19 protein-coding genes are annotated in these 24,021 nt (G+C 60.1%); 5 read left to right on the forward strand and 14 right to left on the reverse strand.

The annotated features are described in order from the left end of the window. Positions 1-4: 4 nt before the first annotated feature. The 8 genes from QM649_RS02740 to QM649_RS02775 form a co-directional block, all read right to left on the reverse strand. Positions 5-1,705, reverse strand: coding sequence for a hypothetical protein (locus QM649_RS02740; RefSeq protein ID WP_415197471.1), 1,701 nt, complete (start codon positions 1,703-1,705; stop codon positions 5-7). Then, positions 1,690-2,145, reverse strand: coding sequence for a hypothetical protein (locus tag QM649_RS02745; RefSeq protein WP_415197472.1), 456 nt, complete (start codon positions 2,143-2,145; stop codon positions 1,690-1,692). Before QM649_RS02745 ends, QM649_RS02740 begins: the two co-directional genes overlap by 16 nt. 445 nt (positions 2,146-2,590) lie before the next feature. After that, positions 2,591-3,673, reverse strand: coding sequence for a glycoside hydrolase family 5 protein (locus QM649_RS02750; RefSeq protein ID WP_415197493.1), 1,083 nt, complete (start codon positions 3,671-3,673; stop codon positions 2,591-2,593). 105 nt (positions 3,674-3,778) lie between these two features. Then, positions 3,779-4,648, reverse strand: coding sequence for a flagellar motor protein MotB (locus QM649_RS02755; RefSeq protein ID WP_415197473.1), 870 nt, complete (start codon positions 4,646-4,648; stop codon positions 3,779-3,781). Then, entirely contained in the window at positions 4,645-5,526 is an 882-nt protein-coding gene (gene motA, locus QM649_RS02760) for a flagellar motor stator protein MotA (RefSeq protein ID WP_415197474.1), read from the reverse strand. The genes QM649_RS02755 and motA overlap by 4 nt, the downstream gene beginning before the upstream one ends. Before the next feature lie 184 nt (positions 5,527-5,710). Continuing rightward, a complete protein-coding gene (locus tag QM649_RS02765; protein WP_415197475.1) occupies positions 5,711-6,895 on the reverse strand; it encodes an iron-containing alcohol dehydrogenase in 1,185 nt (394 codons plus the stop codon). Between the two features lie 163 nt (positions 6,896-7,058). Continuing rightward, positions 7,059-8,480, reverse strand: coding sequence for an ATP-binding protein (locus tag QM649_RS02770; RefSeq protein ID WP_415197476.1), 1,422 nt, complete (start codon positions 8,478-8,480; stop codon positions 7,059-7,061). 219 nt (positions 8,481-8,699) lie between these two features. Further along, complete coding sequence (locus tag QM649_RS02775) at positions 8,700-10,352, reverse strand: FAD-dependent oxidoreductase (protein WP_415197477.1); 1,653 nt, start codon at positions 10,350-10,352, stop codon at positions 8,700-8,702. A 349-nt stretch (positions 10,353-10,701) separates the two neighbouring features. Between QM649_RS02775 and QM649_RS02780 the strand changes: the two genes are divergently transcribed. Beyond that, the gene (locus QM649_RS02780) at positions 10,702-11,358 is read left to right on the forward strand and encodes a response regulator transcription factor (RefSeq protein ID WP_415197478.1); all 657 of its coding nucleotides are present in this window, start codon (positions 10,702-10,704) and stop codon (positions 11,356-11,358) included. Positions 11,359-11,635: 277 nt separating this feature from the next. On the opposite strand, the gene pruA is transcribed toward QM649_RS02780, so the two are convergent. From pruA to QM649_RS02795, 3 genes are all read right to left on the reverse strand, one after another. Further along, positions 11,636-13,231: an L-glutamate gamma-semialdehyde dehydrogenase gene (gene pruA, locus QM649_RS02785; RefSeq protein WP_415197479.1), complete on the reverse strand. Its 1,596-nt coding sequence runs from the start codon at positions 13,229-13,231 to the stop codon at positions 11,636-11,638. A gap of 158 nt (positions 13,232-13,389) precedes the next feature. After that, a complete protein-coding gene (locus tag QM649_RS02790) occupies positions 13,390-14,271 on the reverse strand; it encodes a hypothetical protein (RefSeq protein ID WP_415197480.1) in 882 nt (293 codons plus the stop codon). 533 nt (positions 14,272-14,804) lie between these two features. Beyond that, positions 14,805-18,311, reverse strand: coding sequence for a glycosyltransferase (locus tag QM649_RS02795; RefSeq protein WP_415197481.1), 3,507 nt, complete (start codon positions 18,309-18,311; stop codon positions 14,805-14,807). A 152-nt stretch (positions 18,312-18,463) separates the two neighbouring features. On the opposite strand from QM649_RS02795, the gene QM649_RS02800 reads away from it, so the two are divergent. After that, complete coding sequence (locus QM649_RS02800; protein ID WP_415197482.1) at positions 18,464-19,900, forward strand: ArnT family glycosyltransferase; 1,437 nt, start codon at positions 18,464-18,466, stop codon at positions 19,898-19,900. On the opposite strand, the gene QM649_RS02805 is transcribed toward QM649_RS02800, so the two are convergent. The 3 genes from QM649_RS02805 to serS all read right to left on the reverse strand — a co-directional run bounded on the left by QM649_RS02805 (position 19,857) and on the right by serS (position 22,467). Next, entirely contained in the window at positions 19,857-20,555 is a 699-nt protein-coding gene (locus tag QM649_RS02805; protein ID WP_415197483.1) for a LolA family protein, read from the reverse strand. The genes QM649_RS02800 and QM649_RS02805 overlap by 44 nt on opposite strands. Positions 20,556-20,730: 175 nt before the next feature. Next, entirely contained in the window at positions 20,731-21,090 is a 360-nt protein-coding gene (locus tag QM649_RS02810; RefSeq protein ID WP_415197484.1) for a hypothetical protein, read from the reverse strand. A gap of 3 nt (positions 21,091-21,093) precedes the next feature. Next, positions 21,094-22,467 carry a serine--tRNA ligase gene (gene serS / locus QM649_RS02815; protein WP_415197485.1) on the reverse strand — a complete coding sequence of 458 codons (1,374 nt, stop codon included), beginning with the start codon at positions 22,465-22,467 and terminating at the stop codon, positions 21,094-21,096. A gap of 424 nt (positions 22,468-22,891) precedes the next feature. Between serS and QM649_RS02820 the strand changes: the two genes are divergently transcribed. From QM649_RS02820 to QM649_RS02830, 3 genes are all read left to right on the forward strand, one after another. Then, positions 22,892-23,182: an antitoxin gene (locus tag QM649_RS02820; protein WP_415197486.1), complete on the forward strand. Its 291-nt coding sequence runs from the start codon at positions 22,892-22,894 to the stop codon at positions 23,180-23,182. Beyond that, the gene (locus QM649_RS02825; RefSeq protein ID WP_415197487.1) at positions 23,179-23,586 is read left to right on the forward strand and encodes a PIN domain-containing protein; all 408 of its coding nucleotides are present in this window, start codon (positions 23,179-23,181) and stop codon (positions 23,584-23,586) included. Before QM649_RS02820 ends, QM649_RS02825 begins: the two co-directional genes overlap by 4 nt. 74 nt (positions 23,587-23,660) lie before the next feature. Continuing rightward, the coding region (locus QM649_RS02830; RefSeq protein WP_415197488.1) for an alkaline phosphatase family protein at positions 23,661-24,021 on the forward strand (361 nt) is incomplete at its 3' end.

Genomic DNA, 24,021 nt, shown 5'->3' on the forward strand with positions numbered 1-24,021 from the left:
GGCGTTACAGCGCGGGCCGCAATCCCTCATGCCACACCACCCAGCCCTGCTCCCTGCTCGGAAATCCCGGTGCCTGCCGTGATGGACCCTCTTTCCAGCCTGCGGCCATCAGCGCGATGGCAAAGAGCAATCCTCCATTGCCCGGCAGATATAGCGGCAGCTCCGGCAGCTGCTGGAAGTTGTGTCCGTTCGGCAGATATCGGTTTTTCGGCGTATCAATAAACAGCGCCTCGATCGCCTGTTCCGGCCTTCCAAGCCGCGCCGCGGTCATGGCCATCATGGGATAGTCCCATCCCCACGTCGTCTTCTGATCCCACTTCGTAAAAACAAAGTCCAGGGTCTTCTGCATCGTTACCGGATCCACCTTGCCCGTCGCAGGCGTAACGCCGAGCGCACCCAGCATCGTGGGGTGGTCGATCAGTGGAGTCACCGGGCTCTCGATCTCGACATAAACGCCATCGCGCATGGCAAGCGGCGCAAGATTCTTCCGCACATGCTCCCACTCCGGCGAAGGAGCTTCCCCCAGCCGCGTGCGCCACTGCTGCGCAATGCCCAGGGACCAGCTCCAATAGGCCAATTCGAAGGTCGGATTCTTCGCCGTCCGGCGGCTTCGGAATCCTTCTTCCTGTGCCGACGTCATCGGAGGCCCCAGCTCGAAGCAGCTTCGCTCCGCATTCCACCACGCAAACGATGCCATGAATTCGGCTGTCTCAAAAACGATCTCGCGGAAGAACGCGAGCGTCTCCTTTGTCGGCTCGGCCTGGTACATCAGCTCGGCAAAATGAATGGGATGCGGCTGCTGCCACACCAAAAAAGGATTTATGCCGTTCGGGCTTTCCCTCGCCGCAGGTCCGATCATCTTCGGCCACCGCGCACCCTTGCAGCCGATGCGCGCTGCCGTCTCCCGCGCCACCGGCAGAATCCGCTGGTAGTATCCGATGCTCTTTCTGAGCAGAGCCTCGCGTCCCCACAGCGTGAAATGCGCCTCGTGCCACCAGTACATCTCCAGGTGAAACTTCCCGCCCCAGCTGTTGGTCACCAGCCCTGTCTCCTGCGGAGGCAACGAGCCTGCGGAGTTCACCGCCGTCTGATACTGCGACAACACGATGCGCCGCTCCAGCTCTTTCCATCGCGGATCGCTGCTTTCCGAGAGATCCACTGCGCCGCCTGTCATCCAGAACTGATTCCAGTGGCGGTTTGCAGCCGCCTTCACCCGGTCGAAAGATGGCAGAGGCTCCGATGAAGGCTGAGCCGAGAACGCCAGAATCAGCTCCAACGTCTCATGATGTGCACGCCATTCGAAAACATGCTGCGCGACCTGGCGGCAGGCCGCACCCCGCGTCCATGCCGCACGTACGTACGTCATCGTCGTCCCATCGAGCTGACGCGTGAACACTGCACTCTCCGCATGCAGTGTCGCCCGCGTAGTGTGCGTTTCGGGATGATCCCAGTCCGTCTGGTTTCTCCAATCGTCCGGAGCGCCGGGAAAGGCAAGCCGGATGCCCATCGCTTCCGACTTCAACAACGAGGAACGGACCAGCACCGCAAGTACATCGCGATCCGGATCGATAACTGTCTCTACCTCGACCAGCTGACCGTTCAGCGTAAAGCGGGAGAGCAGCATGCCGTTCCAGATATCCATCACCTGCCGGATCGCCTCCAGGTCCTCGATTGCAGCCTCCCTGCCATTCACCTGCGGCAACACAAAGCAAGCCGTCCAAGATCGAAGCGATGCGGATTGCGCATCAGCCACTCGCCCGCCGGAGACTGATCGTTCGAGGGATACGGCACACTCCGCCCGTGGCTGTCGTACATCTCCATCGTCTCCGAAAGCGTGTATCCATGCGGGTTCGGAGACTCATGCCATGCCCACTGCGCCATGGTGTGCAGCGGCATGCCGGGCGCATGAAACGCAGGAAAGGTCTGCAGGCCCGTCACATCCGCGGTGAAACCAAGCTCGCCATTGCCCACCGAGAGCGGCGATAAGGAATCAGGTTTCTGCAACACGACCACGTGCCGCTCCACCAGCGCCTTGCGGTCGATAGGAGATCCCGAATCCCATGCGCTCGCAGCGAAAGAGTCTGCAGGAATGGCAGCGGCAGCCATCGTCGCGCCCAGCGTCTGAAGAAAGCTTCTGCGTTTCATCCCCTCGATCCTAAAGCTCTGCCAGCACGCATGACATCTGGCCCAGACACTTTTTCATTTACCTTGTCGAGATCTCTTACTCGCGAGCCGCACCGCTTGCCGGATACGCCTTCCTGCATACCGAGGATCGGCTTGAGATAGAAACACAGGACATCTGCGACCAGGAACAGATCGCCGTGCTGCGGCAGAAGCTGTCCGGAAGAGCTTTCGAAATACTATTTGTAAATGCCGGTGTCACAAATGATGAGAAGGAAACCATCGGCGAAGTAACGACCGAAGAATTTACTCGCATCATGGTTACAAATGCGCTGTCTCCCATGCGCGCCGTCGAAGCGCTGGACGATCTTGTTTCCCCCGAAAAGAGGAAATCCCGGACTGGAATATCTGGATTATCTCGGATGCACCGTTCCCTGGTAACGGTGCAGAGGGGCGTACCTCATGCCCCTTACTTCAGACCCAGAGCATCCAGCACCGCAGCATCCGGCTCTGTTTTTCCGTTCACGCTCCTCACCACACCGAAGTTCCCTGCGTAGTCCCACATCGTCCAGCCAATGCCGTTCCCTTCAAAGGCCGTTCGCACATCGTGCAGCCAGCGCATGCGTGAGGCAGCATCGGCTGTGTCGCGATACACACCGAACTCGTTCGCTATCACCGGCACGCCACGCTCTTTCCCCCAGGTCGCGGCAAAGGCAACCCGTCCGGCAATCGTCTCTGCATTCCATCCACCTGCAGCGTAGAGATAGAGATAGTAGCGAGCCAGATCGCCCGGCACTTCCTTCAATTGCTCCATCATCTGTGCCGGAGTCGCAGGATACGGGATGCTCTTGTAGTAAGGCCACTCCGCCGAGCCCCACGTGGCACCCTGATGCGTGAACGGATATGGTTCGTAGAAGTGGAAGGTATAGATCACATTTCGGTCATGCAACGGCTCGGTCGCCAACAGGTCTTCGAGGCTGCTGTAATTCGCACCTGCGGCGATGATCGTGTGCTCCGGATCGACCCCGCGGACCGCCTCCATCAATCGCGCCTCGATCCCCATCCAGCGGTAGGCGTCCTGCACCTCAGGCTCGTTGATGAGTTCATAGAAGACGTGCTCCGGATCGCTTCCTGCAAACCTTGTAGCCAGGATTCGCCACGTTTCCGTCAGCTCTCCAATGCCCCACTCCCCGCTCAATCCATGCTTGTAATCGTCTGACGGAAAGACACAGAGCGTGACGGCAAGATGCGCAGCCAATGCCTCATCGACAGCTTTATGCAGAGCGGCCAGCGCAGCCGGATTCGCCGGCGTCAGTTGGCCATGCCGCGCAATGAGCGAAGGCTCCACACCAATGCGCACCGAGTCAAAGCCCATCGCGTGGATCGCTGTAAGATCCGCCTCGGTCACCGCTGAAGCCAGATGCTGCGGCGAGAGATCGCCGCTGGCAAACCAATTCGAGAGATTGATTCCGTGCCGTAGCTCCTGAGCCCGCCGAAAGGCCGTTGCCGAAGCATCCTCCTGCGCCATCGCGCCCGAGGCGATTACCAGCATCAAGATCCACAATCCAACTCGCCGCATACAACCGCGCATCTGCCCAGTCCTCCACCGCGCGTCCAGACAGGCCGCGCAGTGAAGCTAGCATACCGGTTCTCTGGATTATTTCTTTGCCTGAGCAGGCGTGGCCGGTGCAGGCGTCGCAGGCGTTGAGGCGGAGGGCTTCGAAGGCTCATCCGCCGGAGTACTCACCTGCACCCCTTGCGGCAGATTTGCAACGGAGATCGCCGGCAACTTCGCACCATCCGCATACTGCACCACCACGGCAATGCGGCGATTCGACGGGTCCATTGGGTTCGACTCGACACGCAGCCGCTGATCCGCGTAGCCGCGCACCTCGGAGACCTGGTTCTCTCGCAGCCCGGAAGACTGCAGTATCCGGCGCGCTGCGTTCGCACGATCGGCAGAAAGCTCCCAGTTCGTATAACTGGAACTGCCATACCCCTGCGAATCCGTGTGCCCCTCGATCGAGACGCGGTTCGGCACGCCAGTCAACTGCCGCGCCAACATGCTCAGCACTTCCTTGCCTTTGTCATTCGGCACCGGGCTGCCGGAATCAAAGAAGGTGCCATTGCTCGACTCCAACAACTCGATCCGAAGCCCATCCGGCGTGATCTTCATCTGGATCTGCTTGGCCAGCGGATTCAGATCCGGCGTGCTCTCAATTGACTTCTGCATCTGCTCCTTCAGCTTCTCGATCTTTTCCTTGGCCGCGTCGGATGTCGTCTCAGTGCTGTTCGAATCCTCACCCGCTTTTTCACTGCCATTGTCCTTGGATTTACCGAGTGGATCCTGAAAGTAGCCAGCCACGGCCTTCTTCACGTGCGGGGTGCAGTTCAGCAGCCACAGCACGATGAACAACGCCATCATCGCCGTCACGAAGTCGGCATAGGCCACCTTCCACGCGCCGCCGTGATGGCCGCCATGCCCTGCCACCTTCTTGATGATGATGATGTTCTTCTTGCTGCTCACGCCGCAGCCTCACCCTCGGCAGCAGCCGGCTTACCGGAGCAGGCTGCTTCCACCTCGGTAAAGCTAGGCCGCACATGCGTCGGAATCGCACGCCGCGCAATCTCGATCGCCTGCATCGGCGCATTGCCTTTGATGAAGGAGACCATCAATACACGCAGCACATACAAGTACGCATGGTGCTGCTCGCTGGCCTTGCCCATGTTCGTCCCCAGCGGACCTATCACGCCATAGCACAGCAGAATGCCGAGAAAGGTACCCACCAGCGCCGCGGCCACGTGGTGTCCGATCTCCTCGGGCGGTCCGCTCAGCGCCCCCATGGTGATGACGACGCCCAGCACTGCCGCCACAATCCCCAGACCGGGCAGCGCATCGGCTACCGTCGTAAGCGCCGTAATCGGCTCATGCGCTCCCTTGTGTTGCACCTCCATGTCGAGGTCCATCATCTGGTCCAGATCGAAAGGCTCTACGCCACCGGTCACTGCCATCCGCAGCGTGTCGCAGACAAAGTCGCGCGAGTGGTGATCGTGCAGAAACTCCGGATACTGTTTGAAGATTTCGCTCTCGTCCGGCTTCTCGATATCCGCCTCGATCGAGAGCATGCCCGAACGCCGCACCTTGTTCAACAGCTCGAACATCATCTTCAACGTCGAGACATACAGCGCCTTGGTGTAATGCGAGCCCTTAAACGTGCCCAGCAGCCCGCTCATCACCCCTTTTATCGTGTGCAATGGGTTGGCAATGATCAGGGTACCGAGCGCCGCACCTCCAATAATGATCAGCTCCGCCGGCTGGATCAGCACCGCCAGAGGCCCTTTCTCAATCAGGAAGCCGCCGATCACGGCTCCAAAAACCACCACGATTCCGATGATGGCGAACATACGCGCAGGGCTCTCCTCAGAACGCGCGCCTCTCACTGGATGGAGAAACCTCCACTCCAGCCGGCGGACGGGCACTGTTTGTTCTATCGGCGGACATCCGCGCGCCCTTAGAGATTGTTCTGCCTTTTGCGCAGCCGCTACCGGGAGCCGGAACGGGCTATCGCGGTAAATCAGAAGAGGATATTCAAAGCGCGTTTCGATACACCTGCGTCAGCTCCTCGGCACTCAGAACAACGGTGTTCGCTTTCATGCTGCTAGCCTTCTGTGCCTTGGCGACAACCTCCTCTGCCTCCGCAGCCGTCATGCCAAAGCTCGAAAGCGGCTGCACTTCCAGGTCTCTGGCCAGTGTCTTCACATAAGCCACTCCATCTTCCGGCGAAGCAGCGGGCCGCCCGGTCAAACGCCGAGCCACCGTCGCAAACCGTTCCAGAGAAGCCACAACCGAGCCTGCCTTTGCAGTTTCCGCTCGGCGAAGGAAAGCGATGTTTGCCTCCATGCCGTGTGGCAGGAGCGCCGCGCAGATCGCCCCATGCGGCGCATCGAACATACCGCCCAACGGGCCCGCGAATCCATGCACCACGCCCAGTCCGGCATTCGCCAGAGACATACCGCTCAGCAGACTGCCCATCGCCATATCCGCGCGCATCGCGGCATCGGGATCACCCTTGGTCATCTTCTCGAGAGCGCCTGCCACAAGCGGCATGCCCTGGAGGCAGAAACCGTCCACGATGACATTGGCCCGGCAGGAGACATATGGTTCGATCAGCTGCGTCAGCGCGTCCATTGCGCTCCAGATCGTCTGCTTCCGCGGCAACCCCTTCGTCAAATCCGGATCGACAATCGCCACGGCAGGCAACATCCACGGGCTGCGCAGGCTCACCTTCACCCGATCCTTGGGCGAGAACAGCACCGCGTTCTTCGTAACCTCGGCGCCCGTGCCCGCGGTTGTCGGCAGTGCGATCCACGGCGCGCTCGGCTCTTCCAGTTGCCGTCCCTTGCCGATCACCTCCAGGTAATCGAGCACATCGCCCTCATTTCGCAGCAAGGACGCAATCGCCTTCCCCGCGTCGAGCACGCTGCCTCCGCCAATGGCGATCACCCCATCGCAGCCCCTCTCGCGGGCCTGCGCCACGCCCTGCCGGACAACCTCAACGGTCGGCTCCCCCTGGAAAGAATGAGAGAACAGGGCGATGCCGCTCGCCTTCAAAGGCTCAACGATCGAAGACACCCGATCGGGCGAGCTGCCCGTTACAACCAGGCAACGGCGCATCGCAAACAGGTTTGCCATTTCACCCAGGCGGGCGCTTTCTCCGGAGCCGAACAGGACTCGGCGCGCAGTCGCGAACTCAAAGCTGTGCATGAAAGGCATCTCCGCAGATCATTTCACTTCTTAAAGAAAGAGATGCTAATTGGCGGAAAGGAAGTTTTTCGAAAAGCGTGTTGCTCAGCGCGAGAAGAAAAGATTCCGGATTACAAAAGTACAGCGCGAGACGGGAGTGCCGTCTCGCGCTATGCTTCTGCGATCACCAGAACTATGAGATGCCCGCGTCAAGCCCGGGCTTGGGTGCGGGGGCTTCTGGCGGCGCTTCGAGCGGCAGTCGCACCACAAACTCTGTCTTCCCGGGATGCGATTCAAACTCGATATTGCCGTTGAACTGCCCGACGACAATCCGGTGCGCGATGTCAAGCCCGAGCCCTGTCCCCACGCCCACCGGCTTGGTGGTGAAGAACGGCTCGAAGATGTGCTCGCGCAGGTCTTCCGGAATACCCTGTCCCTGGTCCGCGATGCCCACGTAAAGGAATTCCGCATCCTTCCACGTCCGGATACTCAGTTTTCCGCCATCGGGCGAAGCGTCGATCGCATTGTCCAGGATGTTCGTCCACACCTGATTCAGCCCCGTGCCCGTCGTGTGGAGGGTCGGCATACCCTGCGCAAACGATTTCTCCACGGTGAGCTGCTTGTGACGGAATTTGTGCGCCAGGATCGTCAGCGTGCTCTGAATGCTGTCATGGACATCGATCTCGCCCGCGCGGTTCTTATCGGCATAGGCATACTTCTTCACCGCCACGACAAGATCCGTCACACGGGCTACGGACTCTTCGACCGTCCCTACCAGTTGCAGGCTTGAAATCAGCGCTTCCAGCCAGTTGAGGGCATCGGAAAGAATCTCGCGCGGAAAGGCATGCTGCGCGCAGACGATGTCGTCGCACTCCCAGCCTACCTGCACCAGGGTCGGCGCCATCTTCCAGGCGTTATCGACGCCCACATCTTCGAGCCACTCCGCCAGTTCCTGCTCGGCGTCGGCCTGTTCCAGCGAACTCATTGGCTGCGGCTTGCGGTCCCGGAGCGCTTCAGCCTGCAGCTGTGCCAGGCAGCGCTTCTGCTCGGGCGTCAGCTCTGTTTCGGAGAAGCGCAGGCTGATCTGCTGCAGCCGGGTCAGATTTTCACGCAGCTGCGAGGCGGCCCGGCGTGCGGCCGTTCCCGGATTATTTAACTCGTGCATCAATCCGGCAGCCAGCGTGCCCAGCGTTACCAGCTTCTCCCGGTGACGGGTCATCACCTGGTAGGCGCCCATCCTGCGGCCCACGTTTTCGAGCACCGCGCCCCGTACCATGGGGCAGGTTCCCATCAGCCGCCAGAACCCTGCCGAGCCTACCCGGATGACCTCACCGTCCGAGGTCATCTTTACCTGCACCGCCGTGGATGTGGCTCCCGTGAGCAGCGGTACCTCGCCGAAAGCGTCTCCAGCCTCGAAGGTCGCCATCAGCGTCTTCGTGCCGTCGGTTTCGAGCTTGGTCATCCGCAATCGGCCGGACAAGACTACCCAGTAAGAGAGCTCAGGCTCTCCCGGCGAGATCAGCACGGTTCCCGTCGGCGCATCGATCAGGTCGACGTCGCCCAGACAACTGAGATCCTCATCCTTGATTTGCGAGAAGATGGGAACTCGTCGCATCTCCTCGAGAAGGTCCAGTGCCGATACGGTTCTGCTGCTCAGCTGTGTGTATGCCGCTTCCATCGTCTGCTGTCGTCCTGTCCACGTCAGCCTCGAAAGCCCTCAGGCCTTCAGCCGCTCCTCAAAATGCAAAACCACGCGTCAAACCCGATCAACCTCCTCGATTCCGGCAGGAGATCGGCAAAGCCCCTCACAAAACCACTGTCGCAGGCTCTTTGCCTAGAAATGCGACAGGTACTGGTGGATGAACTGCACCGCAATCGACCCCTCGCCCACCGCCGAGGCCGCGCGTTTCACCGAACCATGCCGCACATCCCCGGCCACGAACACCCCGGGAATGCTGCTTTCCAGCAGGTACGGAGGACGCTTTTCCTTCCAGACCGAGGGATATTTCCCTTCGACCTGCAGGTCTGGCCCGGAAAGAATGAAACCGTTCGGATCCCGCATCACCTGCTCCGGGAGCCAGTTCGTTGCCGGCGCCGCGCCGATGAAGATGAACAGCCCCGTCGCCGGTTCTGTCCGTTCTCCCTCCGGTCCGCGAATCCGCAGCGACTCCAGCCGCCCGTCTCCGAACGCCTCAATGACCTCCGAGTGCGTCTCAACCCGAATATTGGATGTGTCAGCAATCTGATTGATTAAATATTTCGACATGCTCGACTCGAGCGATTCTCCACGCACCAGCATCGTCACCTGGCGGGCATATTTCGAGAAGTGCATCGCCGCCTGACCGGCCGAATTCGCCCCTCCGACGATAAAGACTTCTTCGTCACGGCAGGAGCGGGCCTCGACCAGCGCTGCGCCATAGTACACCCCAAGGCCCGTAAGTCGTTCAACTCCCGGCACATCCAGCCGCCGGTAATGTACGCCTGTGGCAATCAGACACACATGGCTCGAAACTTCACGCCCGTCCCCCATGCAGGCCAGCCGGTATTGATGGTCTACCTTGATGCCGCAGACCCGCTGGGTCAGGAACTCCGCCCCGAACCGGGAGGCCTGCGCGAAGGCTCGCCGCGCCAGGTCCGCACCGCTCAGGCCCGAAGGAAAGCCCAGATAATTCTCGATCCGTGAGCTCGAACCGGCCTGCCCGCCCGGAGCCTCCGGCTCGACAACCAGCGTCCGCAACCCTTCCGAAGCGCCATACACCGCCGCAGCCAATCCCGCCGGCCCCGCACCGATGACCACCAGGTCGTAAAAGTCCTTCTCGGCATGCGTCCGCAGCCCGATCCGCTCCGCCAGTTCCAGTTGTGTCGGCTGCACCAGCGTCTTGCCGTCGGCAAAGACCAGCGCCGGCAGCTTCTTATCTTCCAGGCTGTAGCGCCGCATCAACTCCACGGCCTCAGAGTCCCGCTCGGGATCGAGCCAGACATAGGGCACTTGGTTGCGCGAGAGGAAATCGCGCACCTCGAAGTCCCGGACCGACCACCGGAGCCCGATGACGCGCAGTCCTTCAAACGGAGGACGATACCCCTGGGCCCAGGCTTCCAGCAGGTCATCCAGCACCGGATAGAGGTGCTCCTCCGGCGGATCCCATGGCTTCGTCAGGTAATAGTTGATCTTCGCCGTATTGATCGCCCGGATCGCGGCTTCCGTATCGGCATAGGCGGTCAGCAGCGCCCGCTTCGCCTCCGGATAAACCTGCTGCACCCGCTCCAGCAGTTCTACGCCGGACATCCCCGGCATCCGCTGGTCGGAGAGAATCAGCGCCACGGAGTCCCCGCGCTGCTTCAGCTGCGCGCAGGTGTCCAGCGCCGCCTGCCCCGAGGCTGCTCGCAGAATCCGGTATTCGGCGCCGTACTTCCGCCGCAGATCCTGCACTACTGCTTCCAGAACGCTGGCATCATCGTCGACTGCAAGAATGACTGGCTTACCCATATCTGTCCCCTAGTGTAGTCCCCCCCACTTTTTAATTCCCAAAATGGAACAGCCTCGGAATACTCTGTTACATTTCCTGTCTGGTACCACAACTTTCCTGATGATTACCTAGCCGAGGTCGGGTAACCTCCACTTACTAACAATGATTAACTTATTTCCTATGCGTATCCACTCCAGAGAAATCCGGGAGTAAGTAAGGGTACCCAGGTGTCCGGCACAGAGACATCACAGACCTACGCACAAGGATGGTCGATAACCAGCTAGAGCCGAAGCTCTTGCCGGCGTCGATCGAGGAGAGTTCTGCGCCCTGCGCGCAGATCGGATCCACAATGACATGGATGAACTCCCAATGAACAAAGTGATACTTGCCGACAACCAGGCAATTTTCCGTGCAGGAACTGCCAAGATTCTCGCGATGGAAGACGACTTTCGCATCATCGCTCAATGCGGTGACGCGGAGAGACTTCACCAGACTGTGGAGACATTTCGTGGCGCAGTGTTCCTGTTTGCCAGCACACTCAAACTTAACCTGCCGCTCTTCCTGGAGCGCGTTCGAGCCCACGGCAGCCGAGCCATCGCAATTGTAGAGAATACCGAGACCACCCCTCCCTTCATCGCCGCAGGCGCGCATGGCGCTCTTCATCGCTGTGTGAGCGGCCCCGCGCTCATCGAATGTGTCCGGCGCGTGAACCGTGGTGAGCAAGGGATTCAGGGCACCGTCCCAGGTCTGCTACCCCACGAAGACGACCTCGTCGGCGCGAGGGTCCGCGATCGTCTCACGCCGAAAGAGATGAAAATCGTGGCTCTCATCGTGCAGGGTTGCAAGAACAAAGAAATCGCCATGCGCCTCACGACAACAGAGCAGGTGATCAAAAATTATCTGCGCAGCATCTACGACAAGACCGGCGTCTCAGACCGGCTGGAACTAGCGCTCTTTACGATCCATCACCGCATATTAGCCGAAGCAGCGGCCGCGGCAGGAGATGTGATCATGCAGGCGAACTGACAGGGATCGGTCCTCCCAGCAGGCAGGCACCGGGACTCCCCCATCCCGGCTTACCAATGCCAGAAGCCCCGGACACCGCAGGATTCCCCATCCAAACCAATGTTAATTAGATTCCTAACATCGCATATAACTAGCGAAGATACGATATATTTGCTAAATAGTTATCAGAGCGCCCAGCCGCCGTTCATCCCAAAACGGAGCGGCAGAGTGCTCGACGATCCCCGAATAATTCCGGGACCGGAGCAGCTCCGCCGCTGAAATACGAGCCGGTTTGTTTCTAGCTCAGGCGTTCGGCGATCGACTTCGCCTGTGTGAACAGCAGCAGGTAGTCCGGCCCACCCGCCTTGGAATCCGTTCCCGACATATTGAAGCCGCCAAACGGATGCGCGCCCACCATGGCGCCCGTGCACTTCCGGTTGAAGTACAGATTGCCGACATGGTACTCGGCTCGGGCCCGGTTCAGCTTCTCCGCGTCTGCCGAGTAGACCGCACCCGTCAGACCGAATTCCGTGTTGTTGGCGATCGCCAAAGCTTCGTCATAATCCTTGGCACGGATCAGCGCCAGCACTGGTCCAAAGATCTCTTCCTGCGAAATACGGGCGCCCGGATCCACGTCCGCGATTACCGTCGGCTCGAGGAAATAGCCACCATCCTCGGTTTTAACGGCGTTGCCGCCCGAGATCAGCCGTCCCTCGCTCTTGCCGATCTCGATGTAATTCTGGATCGACTTCAGTGCCGCGGCGTTCGCCACCGGCCCCAGATTCAGATTCTTTGCCGGGTCACCGACCGTCAGCTTCGCCACACGATCTCGAACCTTTTCGACGAAAACGTCATACAGCGGCTCTTCGATGATGGCGCGCGAGCAGGCCGAACACTTCTGGCCGCTGAAACCGAAGGCCGAAGCCACGACACCGTCCACGGCCGCATCAATATCCGCGTCGTCGCTCACGATGATCGAGTCTTTCCCGCCCATCTCGAGGATCGTGCGCTTGATCCAGATCTGGCCTTTCTGCGTCTTCGCAGCCTTTTCGTGAATGTCGAGCCCCACTTCCTTCGAGCCGGTGAAGGCGATAAACCGCGTCTTGGGATGCTCGACGATGGCGTTGCCGAAGGTCGCGCCCGAGCCAGGGCAGAAATTCACCACGCCGCCGGGGATGCCGGCCTCTTCCAGCACGTCCACAAAACGGGCGGCGATAGTCGGCGTGTCGCTCGAGGGCTTCAGGATCACGGTATTGCCGGTCACGATCGCGGCCGCCGTCATGCCCGCCATGATCGCAAAGGGGAAGTTCCACGGCGGAATCACCGCACCGACACCCAAAGGAATGTACTTGAGCTCGTTCTTTTCCCCCGGATACGGAATCGGCGTCGTCGACTGGGCGAGCCGCAGGGCCTCACGTGCGTAGAAATCAAGGAAATCGATGGTCTCGGCCACGTCGGCATCCGCCTCGGCCCAGTTCTTGCCAATCTCGTAGGTCAGCCATGCGCAGAACTCGAACTTCCGGTCACGGATGATAGCAGCTGCGTTCAGCAGCAGCGAGGCGCGCTCCTCGACTGTCGTCTTCTTCCACGTCTCGAAGGCCTTGAGCGCAGCCTGCATCGCCAGCTCCACATGCTCGGAGCCGGCCTTCTGATGCACACCCACCACCTGCGAAGGTTTCGCCGGGTTGTGCGACTCGATCTTGTCCTTGGTCTTCAGGCGCTCACCGCCGATCACCAGCTCATATTCATGCCCCAGCTGGTCGCCCACCTGGGTAAGAGCCTCGCGCATGGCATGCGCATTCTCATGCTTCGAGAAGTCGACGAAAGGTTCGTTTTTGAACACGCCCTGGGGGGCACGGAGGTGGATAACGGTAGGTGAATCGACGATAGCCATAACGGGTTAGTGTAGCCGAGAAGCAAGTCGATCGTCGCTCCGGGACTGCAATCCTCCGAAGACGGAAAAGGCCGGGCGGGAACGCCAGGAAAAGCGCTCCGCCCGGCCTCACGGAATCCGATGCGTTCTATTGCAGATCGATCTTTCGAATGAATCGGTTAGAAACGCAGAGCCACGCCGGAAGAGATGATCGGGTAGAAGCGGATGATCTCCAGATCCTTGTCGAGCTTCTGAATCTGTCCCTGGATATTGGCCTGCACGGAAGGATCGTTGGCGATCGTGCTGCAGTTCTTGCCCTGCGCATCCTCGCAGACCGAGCCCGTCAGGTTGAGATCGACCTTGCCCGTGCCCGTATAGGCAAAACCCGCTTCAAACGGAAATGTGATGTGCCGGCGCTCGCGCCGTGAGACCCAGTTGCCCCATCCGAATGTGACCATCGGCGCGGTTTTATTGAAGGTGACCGCACCGCTGCCCACCACCGGATCGGAATAGCTGCCGTAGTAGGTCGTGTCGTTCAGCGTAAACGACTGTCCAGCCCCGACTCCGCCGGTTCCGGTAGCGTGATTCTGGTTGTCGAACAGCAGGCCCCCACTGATGTGGAAGCTCTTGCCGCGGAACGGAAACCAGTCCGCGGTCGCCTGGTAAGAGCGCAGGTGCAGATGCGCGTCATACTGCGTTCCCGTGTCCGTGCCGGTGAAGTCATAGCTGAAGAAGTTTGTGCCCACCCGGACGTTGAAGGAGCGGGTGATCTCATATGCGACGCCGGCTCCGATACCGAGCGGGCTCACATAGCTGCCGACGCCAAGCCGGGCAAGCGGCCCTGCTGTCAGCGTGGCGGCAGGTGCCGGCGTGGAACGGGTGATCGCTGCCGAAGCGGCAGGCGAGGCCATGGCAAAGTCCAGACCGGTGCGGCTGGAGGAGTAAACCTCCGGATTCGCATTCATGGCGGTGAGGACCGGTTGAGAAACCTGGGCAGAGGCAAAAGAGGCCGCAAGGAGGCACGAAGCCGCGGCGAGGGCGCGCCCAACAAAAATAAGCATGTGTTTTCCTTAAGAACCGAAGTTCGCAACAACGAGGAAAAAATCGGCACACTCAGCCCTGAGAGGGGACGGCTGGTTGCCGGAATGGAAGCCCTAAGGAACGAATCCAATGCTTGTCTATGGTTGGGGCTAGGAAAACGTTAGCATGCAGTACCGGACATCTCAAGGCACGCATCTACAACATTTGTTCGTATGTACAACATTCGTGTCATACGCTCGCGGACACGTGTTTCCTCGTGAAGCACCGTACTTCTTCACAGCATGAATGCAGTTTGAAGTGGCCGTTATTTTTCGCATGGGGAGCCACGCATGAAGAGCGTGCGGACGCATCAGAGTGAGCGTATGCAGCTGCCTCCGTTTACCTGGAAAAGCTCGCTGCTCTACCTCGTCGGCGTCGTCGCCGCGCTGCTCGGCTTGTGGTTTCTCATCGAGGCGATGAGAAACTCCCAGCCCAGGGTGAGAATTCCACCACAGCCGCCGCCGGCGAATACGAGACTGGCCCCACCGGCTTCAGCACCGGCGAGGCCAGAAGCTTAGCCCTGCATCAGCGCGTCTGTCCGCTTCGACATCTTCGCCGTACGCTCGATCTTGTCCCAGTTGAATGGACGTCCATCGATGGCACGCTTGATGGTCTTGAAGAGCACCACCGAGAAGACCTGGCGATAGGTGAAGCGCTGCAGCCAGATGTGGAAGAGCAGCCATCCGTCGCCCTTGTTCGCCGGATGCCGCCGCTCGAGTGAGAAGGCCACAGCCGAGGTCAAGAAGTCGATCATCAGGAAAGCGAGGAAGTACGTGAGCAACTTCTCGAAGCTCGCTGCGCTCGCCGCCTCAGGATGGAAGTGCTTGTCCGTGAAGTAGTGGATCACTCCAGCCACGAACATCAGGTCGATGAACGGCGACACCAGCGGCAGAAGGATCTGAAAAATGACAATGTTTGGCAGCGCGAACAGGCCCATAGCCGGATTCGTGCGGAAGGCATGCTTGTGCTTGAAGACTGCCTGCAATGTGCCAAACGACCACCGGAAGCGCTGGCGCATGAGCCCCTTCATATTCACAGGAGCTTCCGTGAATGCCAGCGAACGATCCTCGTAGATCACCTTATAGCCCTGCTGGAGCAGGTTCATCGTCAGGTCGGCATCTTCCGCGACCGTGTTGATGGGATACTTGCCGCCCTTCTTCACCGCTTCGGTGCGCCATGCGCCGATAGCGCCCGGCACCACCGTCACGATGTTGAAGAGATCGAGCGCACGGCGTTCGAAGTTCTGACTGGTGATGTATTCGAGCGCCTGCCAGCGCGTCCAAAGGTTCACGCGATTGCCGACCTTCGCATTGCCCGCGACCGCGCCCACTTTCGCATCCGCGAAATGGCATACAAGCTTCGAGATTGCATCAGGCGCGATCACTGTATCCGCGTCGATACCGACATAGAATTCCTCGTCCGTCTGCTCGAGGCCATAATTCAAAGCCTCGGCCTTGCCTGCGTTCGGCTTGGTGATGACCGTCAGTCTGCCCGAAGCAATCTCATCCGGATACGCATTCTGCGCAACGGTGAAGGTCGTGTCGGTCGAGCCGTCATCGATGACCATCACGCGGATGTTCTTGTAATCCGAATTCAGCACCGACGCGATGGTGCGCGCGATCACCGTCTCTTCGTTGTATGCAGGGATGAGCACAGCCACCAGCGGCGCGAACTCACCCGGCGGAACCTTGCGGCGGCGCAGACGATCGATGATCGCGAAGACACCCACAAGGATCAGGCGCGCGCTCATCAGCACGTCGCCGATGAAAAAGATATCGACGACGAAATGCCGAAAGAAACCGAAGACGAGGAAGGCCACCCAATCGACGCGGGCCTGCCACTTCATCTTCGGAGAGATCGGCGGCATCACTTCGGCGGTCGTCTTGCCCATCAGGTCAGAGACGTTCACAAAGGTGTAGCCGTGCGCGCGCAGCGTGGTGATGAGCAGCGGCAGCGCCGCCAGCGTCGACGAGCGGTCACCGCCGCCGTCGTGCATCAGGATGATGCTGCCCTTCTTCCACGATGCCGTCTTCATGTCGTCCAGCATCGTGAGGACGTTGTTGGTGATCTCCTGCGGCGACTTGCGCGGATGCTCATTCCAGTCGTCCGTATCGATCTTGTTGCCGATGATCGTGTAGCCCATCGACTGGATCTTGTCCGCCGGCGCAGCCTGATCGTTGGTCTGCGGCTCCTGATCGATCGAATAAGGCGGACGGAAATAGAGCGGCTGCAGGCCAAGCTCCGCCGCAAAGAGACGCTCGGTCAGGTTCAGCTCGGAGTGCAGCTGGAAGTCGGAGATTTCGCTGATGTCCGGATGCGTGAAGGTGTGGTTGCCGATCTCGTGGCCTTCGCGGATGTAGCGCTTCAGCAGCCCGGGATTGTCCTCGGCCTGCTCGCCGATCACCATGAAGGTGGCCTTCACGTTGTACTTCTTCAATACGTCGAGAATCTTCGGCGTCCATACCGGATCGGGGCCGTCATCGAAGCTCAGTGCAACATACTTCGGCTTATAGCCATACTGCTCGGTCACATAGGAACGCGGCAGCTTGGTCATGTCCTCATCGGTGACGGTGAAGTTGTCCGCATCCATGCTGACCGTACGCGAGCCGCTCTCGGGCCGTGCCACGATGCGCAGGATGTCGCCTTCGCCTTCCACGTCCACGTCATTACCCGGTGGCACCTTTTCGATTTGCTGCGGCGCGTTCTTCACCATTGGGTGATCCCAGATCGACCACATCGATCCGTCTTCCTCACCCAGACGCCACAACGCGTAGGTCTTGATGCCCATCTGCCGTGAGGCGCGCATTTCGTTCAGCGCCGTCACCGAGTCGAGGAACCAGACCTGGTGGCGCGTGTGCGCATCTTCATCGTCGTAGACGAAATGCGGGTTCAGTTCGTCGCCTTCGAGGTGTACATCCGCGTCGGCGTCCGACGCACGCTGCCAGGCCTCCTGCACCGTGAGGTCGTCGGTATCGATCACCTTGGGCAGGCCTGTTGTCTTGTCCTTGTCCGTGAGCGAAACTTCCCAGTCGTAGCCGTAGTTGCCCAGACCAGAGATCAGCTTGTTCTTCGGAATCAGCTTGAGCGCGTGACGAAGATTGCCTTCGAACCAGTCCTGCGAGGCGACCGGGCCGGGATCGCTCTGATCTTCATGCTGGTCATAGTTCATCAGGATGACGCCATCGGTGTTGGCGCCCATCACCTTCAACACCGCATCCGGAATACCGATCTGCGCGTCCACATACAGGCGCAGGTTCTTGGCATGCAGATCCTGGTAAAGCTCGGCGATCCACTGTGCGAAGAGCTTCCGGTCTTCGTCGGGAAGCTGCTCGAGATCGAGGCAGATGCCGTGATAACCGGGATTCGCAAACAGGAACTTGTCGATCTGGACGTGCAGGTTCTCGCGCGCCTGAGGGTTTTCGAGAATACGTCCTACCAGTTCCCCATCCCAGTCGCCGGTAATCGGGTTGTAGTCGTTGAGCATGGGAAAGACTTCCATATCGTCTTTCGTCACAGTCAACAGACGGCGCACCTTGTCTTCTGGATCGACGCCGTGCACCACACCGTTCTTATCCACCACGTTGTAGATCGAGACCGGGAAGAGCGGCGTGGCGGCCATCAGGTCGCCATTGTCCTTCGTCAGGTGCAGCCAGTCGGGAAACAGAATATCGATCTGCCGGAAATGCGCCTTCAGGGACGAGTAGCTGGCGTCGTCATTGACATAGAACGCCGCGCGCAGTCCCTCATCGCCATTCAGAGGAATCTCTGAGGCGGGCTTCTCTGTCTTCCGTCGCGTGGGCCGCGCGCTGTTCTTGCGCAGCTGGTCGCCGACGCGCTGCTGCTTCAGCGCCTTGTAATTGCGCTTCTGCGTGGGCAGCAACAGATCAGGCAAGCGCTGCTGCTTCACCACACTGATGAAGAAGAGCACAAGCACAATGGTCGACACTACGCCGGTAACATCCAGAACTCGCCGGAGCCGCCGCCAACGCTTCAACTGGGGATCGTAAAAAACCTGTTTCATGGTGGGTCGCGTACGACCTTTACCTACTCTACAGATATCGGATGCATCGTTGAAGCGGTACGGAAAAGCGAGGGTATAGGGTGTAGGGGATAGGGTAGACAGAAGCCACGCGGAAACATCTGCTCCAAAACAGCATCCAGATGAAGAGACCCATGCAAAAGGCACAGAGCGGACAAGCCGAGAAACCCACTCCCCCCTACACCCTATCCCCTGTCGCCTGCCTTTACGCCCTCCTCGCTCTTGCCGGCGGAGCGGCCCTGCGCCTGTGGTTCATCCATGCGTATCCCGATGTGCAGGGTGACCCGCTCGTCTACGGCTCCATCGCAAAGAACTGGATGCTGCACGGCGTCTACGGCACCACGACAAGCGGAGACCTGCGGCCCACGCTCATCCGCCTGCCCGGCTACCCGCTCTTCCTCATGCTCTGCTTCCGGCTCTTCGGCATGGAGCATTACCACGCAGTCATGTATGTGCAGACAGGCATCGACCTTGGCACTTGCCTGCTGGTCGCTGCCATCGCGCGCCGCCTGTGGAACGAGAAAGCAGGATGGTGGGCACTGTGGATCTCCGCGCTCTGCCCCTTCACCGCGAACTACGCCGCCGCGCCGCTCACCGAAACGCTCGAACTCTTCTCCATCACCGTCGCCATCTACGCGCTGGTGCGCTTTCTGGAACGCCCCTCATGGTCGTGGACGCTGTTGCAGGCGCTCGCCTGGAGCTATGCCGCATTGCTGCGTCCCGACGGCGCACTGATCGCCGTTTCCCTATGCCCGGCCATGCTCTGGTACGGGCGCAAGCGCTGGGGCATCGGCACGATGCTGCGCTATGCCGTCGTCGCGGCCATACTCTCTACGCTGCCTTTTGCTCCGTGGGCCATCCGCAACTGGCGCACCTTCCACGTCATCCAGCCGCTGGCTCCGCGCTACGCGACCGATCCCGGCGAAGACACGCTGCCCGGCTTCAACCGCTGGACGAAGACCGTCTGCGTGGACCTGACCTGCACCTGGGAGGTCTACTGGAACGCAGACAGCGACCGCATCGAACTGAATACGCTGCCCAGCCGCGCCTTCGATACACCTGCGCAGTACGCCGAGACAAGGGCACTCCTCGCCGACTACAACCAGACCACGACCGTCACGCCGGCATTAGACGCACGCTTTGCGGCTCTCGCCACGGAGCGCCTCAAAGCGCATCCGCTGAAGTACGGCGTGGGGTTGCCGCTGGCGCGCGTCGCCGACATGTGGCTGCGTCCGCGTACGGAAATGCTGTGGATTGAGTTGCGCTGGTGGGAGTATTCCCGGCACCATGCGGAAACAGAGTTCGCCGCGGCCTACGCCGGGCTCAACCTGCTTTACATCCTGCTTGCGCTGTGGGGATTCCGCCGCTGGCCACGGCTTTCAGGAGCGATGCTGGCGTTTTTCCTGCTGCGCTCGGCCCTGCTGGCCACGATCGAAGCACCCGAGGACCGCTATACGCTCGAGTGCTTCCCAATGCTCTTCATCCTGGCCGCGATTGCGCTCGCGCCCAGGATGACTTTAGTTGCGTCTAGTGACGAACCTTCTGAGTATCCGCAGGAATCTGCAGATTGAAGGCGCTCTCCGGCACGGTATTCAGCTTGATATTCGAATAGTTGGCGAGACGGTAATCGCCACCTTCCTGAAAGACCTGCTGCCGCAGCGAAACACCGCGCTTGCCATCGACCCAGATCGTGATGTGGGAGAAGTTTTGATTCGCCCCCGCCTTCGGCGTCAGATCCAGCTTGGCCGTCTCCACGCCGTCAATGGTTTCGGTGCCAAGATACTTGATGCTCCAGTCCGCAGCCAGATCCTTACCGCTGCCGCCGAATCCCAGCGAGAGATACTTCTCGTATTCCGCCGAAGCAGCGAGGATGGTCTCCTGCTTGAGCGACGGCTGATAGAGGTCGATCTCGTTGCCCTTGTAGAGCACATCCTTCTGCGACGGCTGGCCGTTGTCCGTCTTGATGTGCATTACCATTTCCGTGGCCTTGCCGGAGCGGCGGAAGGCGATGGTGCCCTTCTGCGCATCGTGGCTGTCCACCACCGCCGTGTACTGGTCGGCCGAGAGGTCGGCCTGCGCGCTCTGGAACTTCGCGGCCGCGGCATCCATCTGGCTCAGCACCTTTTCGAGATCCGCATTCTGCGCGAAGGCGGCGCCCGGCGCGCCCGCCATAAGAATGGCGCCCAGCGAAACCGCGGCGCCCAGCCATTTCGATCGCATTATCATAGAAGAATCAAACCTGTTCGTACAAAACCTGCCTCGGCCGGTTGGATGCAGAAAAGCAGTTTCCAGCTACTGGCTTTTCGCTCTTCCCGCTCCTACATAGACCTGACAGCGGCCCAAAGTGCCAAGCCAACTTACGCCTCTGCTAGAGGCTAGGAGCTAAGAACTAGAAGCTGCTTTACCGATGCGCCCAGACCCGATACTCGGTCACCCGGCCATGCGGCTCGGTAATGGCCTGATAACGGTCCAGGGTCACTGACCCCGAGACCGACTCGATCTGCTCGGCCAGCTGCGCATCGAGCGGACCGCCCGAGGCGTGTACCGAGGTCGCCGGAATATCGAAGACGTAATTGCCTCCGCCTGCCGGCTTCACCAGCACGCTTCCCTTCACCAGCTTTTCCTGCTGCGGATGATCTCCGAAGTTGTAGAAATGCGGTGTCACGAAAATGAAGGCCAGGATCAGCGTGACCATCACGTCGTAGTGGAAGCTACCCCGCTCGTAGGTCCAGAATAGGTAGCTCCGCAATAACTTGCCCATCTCTTACTTCTCCTTGCTGGCCACGGCGCCACTTGAGGCAGCCGCAGCGGCCGGGGCGAGAACATGCGGCCGGATCACCGTCTCTCCCCCCATATAGGGTACCAGCGCCTCAGGCACGACCACCGATCCATCGGCCTGCTGGTAGTTCTCAAGAATCGCCAGCCAGGTGCGGCCCACAGCCAGACCGCTGCCATTCAGCGTATGCAGAAACTGCGCCTTGTTCTGGCCCTTGGCGCGGTAGCGGATGCTGGCGCGACGCGCCTGGAAATCCCCGCAGTTCGAGCAGGAAGAGATCTCGCGGTACGCCTGCTGCCCGGGCAGCCACACTTCTAGATCGTAGGTCTTCACCGAGCCGAAGCCCATATCGCCGGTACAAAGCAGCACGCGCCGGTAAGGCAGGCCCAGCCGCTCGAGAATGGTCTCAGCATTGCGGGTGAGCTTTTCGAGCTCTTCCATGCTCTCTTCGGGCCGAGAGAACTTCACCATCTCGACCTTCTGGAACTGGTGCTGGCGAATGATGCCGCGCACGTCCTTGCCGTAGGAGCCCGCCTCAGAGCGGAAACACGGCGTATATGCCGTCAGGGACAAGGGCAGCTGCGCATCCTCGAGCGTGTCTTCGCGGAAAAGATTGGTCAGTGGAACCTCGGCTGTCGGAATCAGCCAGTGGTCGTTCTCGCGATACACCCCGGCCTCATAGCCCTCTTCATCCGCGCAACGGAAGAGGTCCTCGGTAAACTTCGGCAGCTGGCCGGTACCGTAAAGGCTTTTGCTGTTGACCATAAAGGGCGGCAGCACCTCGGTATAGCCGTGCTCGCGGGTGTGAATGTCGAGCATGAAGCTGGCCAGCGCACGCTCAAGGCGGGCTCCCTGCCCCCAGTAAACGGCAAAACGGGCACCGGAGAGCTTGGCCCCACGCTCCAGATCAAGAACGCCCAGCTCTTCGCCGAGTTCCCAGTGCGGCTTCGGCGCAAAGTCGAACTCGCGCGGCGTACCCCACTTCTTGATCTCGAGATTGTCGTGCTCGCTCTTGCCCACCGGCACGTCGTCGGCCGGAAGGTTAGGGATGCGCATCAGGATGCCACGCAGCTCGTCCTCGGCCTGTGCGGCGGAGGCGGCGAGCGAGTCCATGCGCTCCTTGAGAGCCTTCGTCTCTTCCATCACCGCCGAGGCATCCTGCCCGGCCTTCTTCAGCTGACCGACCTGCTGGCTGAGGCGATTGCGCTGAGCCTGCAGCTGTTCGGACTCGGTGATCCGCTCACGGCGGTTCTGATCGAGGGCGCGGAAATCCCCCAGCAGCGCTTCGGGATCCTGGCCCCGCTCACGCAGTTTCTTCTCTACCAACTCCAGGTTGGAGCGCACAAAGGACAGATCGAGCATACGCTCCAGATTACCTGACCCATCGGTAATGTGTGCGACCCGCTTTTCCATTGGATCGCGCCGGGAGGGCTGCTATTCCATTCCTGGGCCGGAATGCCGGTCCATAAACAGCAAAGCCCGGTGTTAGCAGCACCGGGCCTTGCTCAACTACGGAGGTGAACGATGTCGCGAACATCGTCTCCGAACCGAGCCCCTACTCAGGTAACAGCCTGGGCAAAGGCTTTATGGGCTGTAGTGAGAGTCGTGGCCGCTATCTGGCACGAATTCCACTCATAGCCTGACACAAACCCCGTTCACAGACACCACCTGTGGACCGGCTCATTTAAGCGTAGACCTTTTCCCGCGAAATTCAAGTAACTTTGGTGGCCCATATATACTGGCGTCCATATTTGGGTCCTGCCGATCAGGCCCGAAGTGGCCTGCTATGACACAGATCCGGAAAGTCCGCATCCTGAAGAACGGCGAATTCCAGTCCGTTCGCCTCCCTCCCGGGTTTCACTTCCCCGCAAAGGAAATCTACGCCACGCGAGACGAGGCGACCGGCAATATCACCCTCTCTCTTCACCCGGGAAGCGAGATCTGGGACGAGATCTTTGCCCGCTTTCGCGCCGCCGATGTCCCCAATAACTTCATGAAGAAGCGCCCGATGAACAGCATTCCCGCACCGCGCGCCCTCTTCGAAGATGCAAACAGGGAGGATGAAAACAGGCAGTGAACCCCCTTTATCTGCTGGACACCAATATCGTCAGCGCCCTCATCCGGGCGAAAAATCAGCGCCTCGAAACGCGATTCCAATCGATCCCTATCGCTCATGTCTCGGTCTCGTCCGTGGTCCGGGCCGAGCTGATGTACGAACTCAAGTCGCTGCCGCCCTCGCATCCGTTGCACGGCGAAGTCCGCTTTTTCCTGAAGGCCATGCGCGTGCTGCCCTGGGACGATGCCTGCGCCGACCGCTATGCCGACATCTGCTATGCCCTGACCGCAGCCGGTGAGCCAATCGGCGAGTTCGACATGATGATCGCCGCCCACGCCCTGGCGCTCGATGCCACCCTGGTGACCAACAACGCCGCCCGCTATAAACGCATCCCTTTATCTTTGCGCGTGGAAAACTGGGGCTGATTGGCCCCTCCTATCGGGCGTCCAGCTTAGACGCCCGTCATCCATCCTTGCGATACTGGTCTGGTATGCCTCCGATGAAGCGTCTTCTCGCCGTGTTCGCCTCTGCTACGCTCGCCCTCGCTCCCATCCCCGCAGCCATGGCCAGCACCGGCGCCACGGCCAAAACCGCGGATGCGCATGTGGAAGTCCCCAGCGCCTACAACGGGCATCCCAAACTGGTCGTTCTCCTCGTTCTCGACCAGTTCCGCGCCGACTATCTCGAGCGCTATCGCGATGACTTCAAAGGCCGCGGCTTCCGTCTTTTCCTCGATCACGGAGCTGACTTCACGGACTGCTACTACGGCTATGCCAACACCGAGACCGCACCCGGCCACTCGACGATCGGCACCGGCGCTTACTCCGACGGGCACGGCATCGGCGGCAACGAATGGTGGA

Source organism: Silvibacterium sp. (assembly GCF_047605705.1).
In the GTDB taxonomy this organism is placed as follows: Bacteria; Acidobacteriota; Terriglobia; order Terriglobales; family Acidobacteriaceae; genus Silvibacterium.

Bases quoted from the DNA above. Each gene is read 5' to 3' on its own strand.
- QM649_RS02805 (WP_415197483.1), bottom strand. From the start codon at position 20,555: ATGATAATGCGATCGAAATGGCTGGGCGCCGCGGTTTCGCTGGGCGCC.
- QM649_RS02745 (WP_415197472.1), bottom strand. From the start codon at position 2,145: ATGAAACGCAGAAGCTTTCTTCAGACGCTGGGCGCGACGATGGCTGCC.
- QM649_RS02780 (WP_415197478.1), top strand. From the start codon at position 10,702: ATGAACAAAGTGATACTTGCCGACAACCAGGCAATTTTCCGTGCAGGA.
- pruA (WP_415197479.1), bottom strand. From the start codon at position 13,231: ATGGCTATCGTCGATTCACCTACCGTTATCCACCTCCGTGCCCCCCAG.
- serS (WP_415197485.1), bottom strand. From the start codon at position 22,467: ATGCTCGATCTGTCCTTTGTGCGCTCCAACCTGGAGTTGGTAGAGAAG.
- QM649_RS02765 (WP_415197475.1), bottom strand. From the start codon at position 6,895: ATGCCTTTCATGCACAGCTTTGAGTTCGCGACTGCGCGCCGAGTCCTG.
- QM649_RS02750 (WP_415197493.1), bottom strand. From the start codon at position 3,673: ATGCTGGTAATCGCCTCGGGCGCGATGGCGCAGGAGGATGCTTCGGCA.
- QM649_RS02770 (WP_415197476.1), bottom strand. From the start codon at position 8,480: ATGCGACGAGTTCCCATCTTCTCGCAAATCAAGGATGAGGATCTCAGT.
- QM649_RS02775 (WP_415197477.1), bottom strand. From the start codon at position 10,352: ATGGGTAAGCCAGTCATTCTTGCAGTCGACGATGATGCCAGCGTTCTG.
- QM649_RS02800 (WP_415197482.1), top strand. From the start codon at position 18,464: ATGCAAAAGGCACAGAGCGGACAAGCCGAGAAACCCACTCCCCCCTAC.
- motA (WP_415197474.1), bottom strand. From the start codon at position 5,526: ATGTTCGCCATCATCGGAATCGTGGTGGTTTTTGGAGCCGTGATCGGC.
- QM649_RS02790 (WP_415197480.1), bottom strand. From the start codon at position 14,271: ATGCTTATTTTTGTTGGGCGCGCCCTCGCCGCGGCTTCGTGCCTCCTT.
- QM649_RS02795 (WP_415197481.1), bottom strand. From the start codon at position 18,311: ATGAAACAGGTTTTTTACGATCCCCAGTTGAAGCGTTGGCGGCGGCTC.
- QM649_RS02820 (WP_415197486.1), top strand. From the start codon at position 22,892: ATGACACAGATCCGGAAAGTCCGCATCCTGAAGAACGGCGAATTCCAG.
- QM649_RS02810 (WP_415197484.1), bottom strand. From the start codon at position 21,090: ATGGGCAAGTTATTGCGGAGCTACCTATTCTGGACCTACGAGCGGGGT.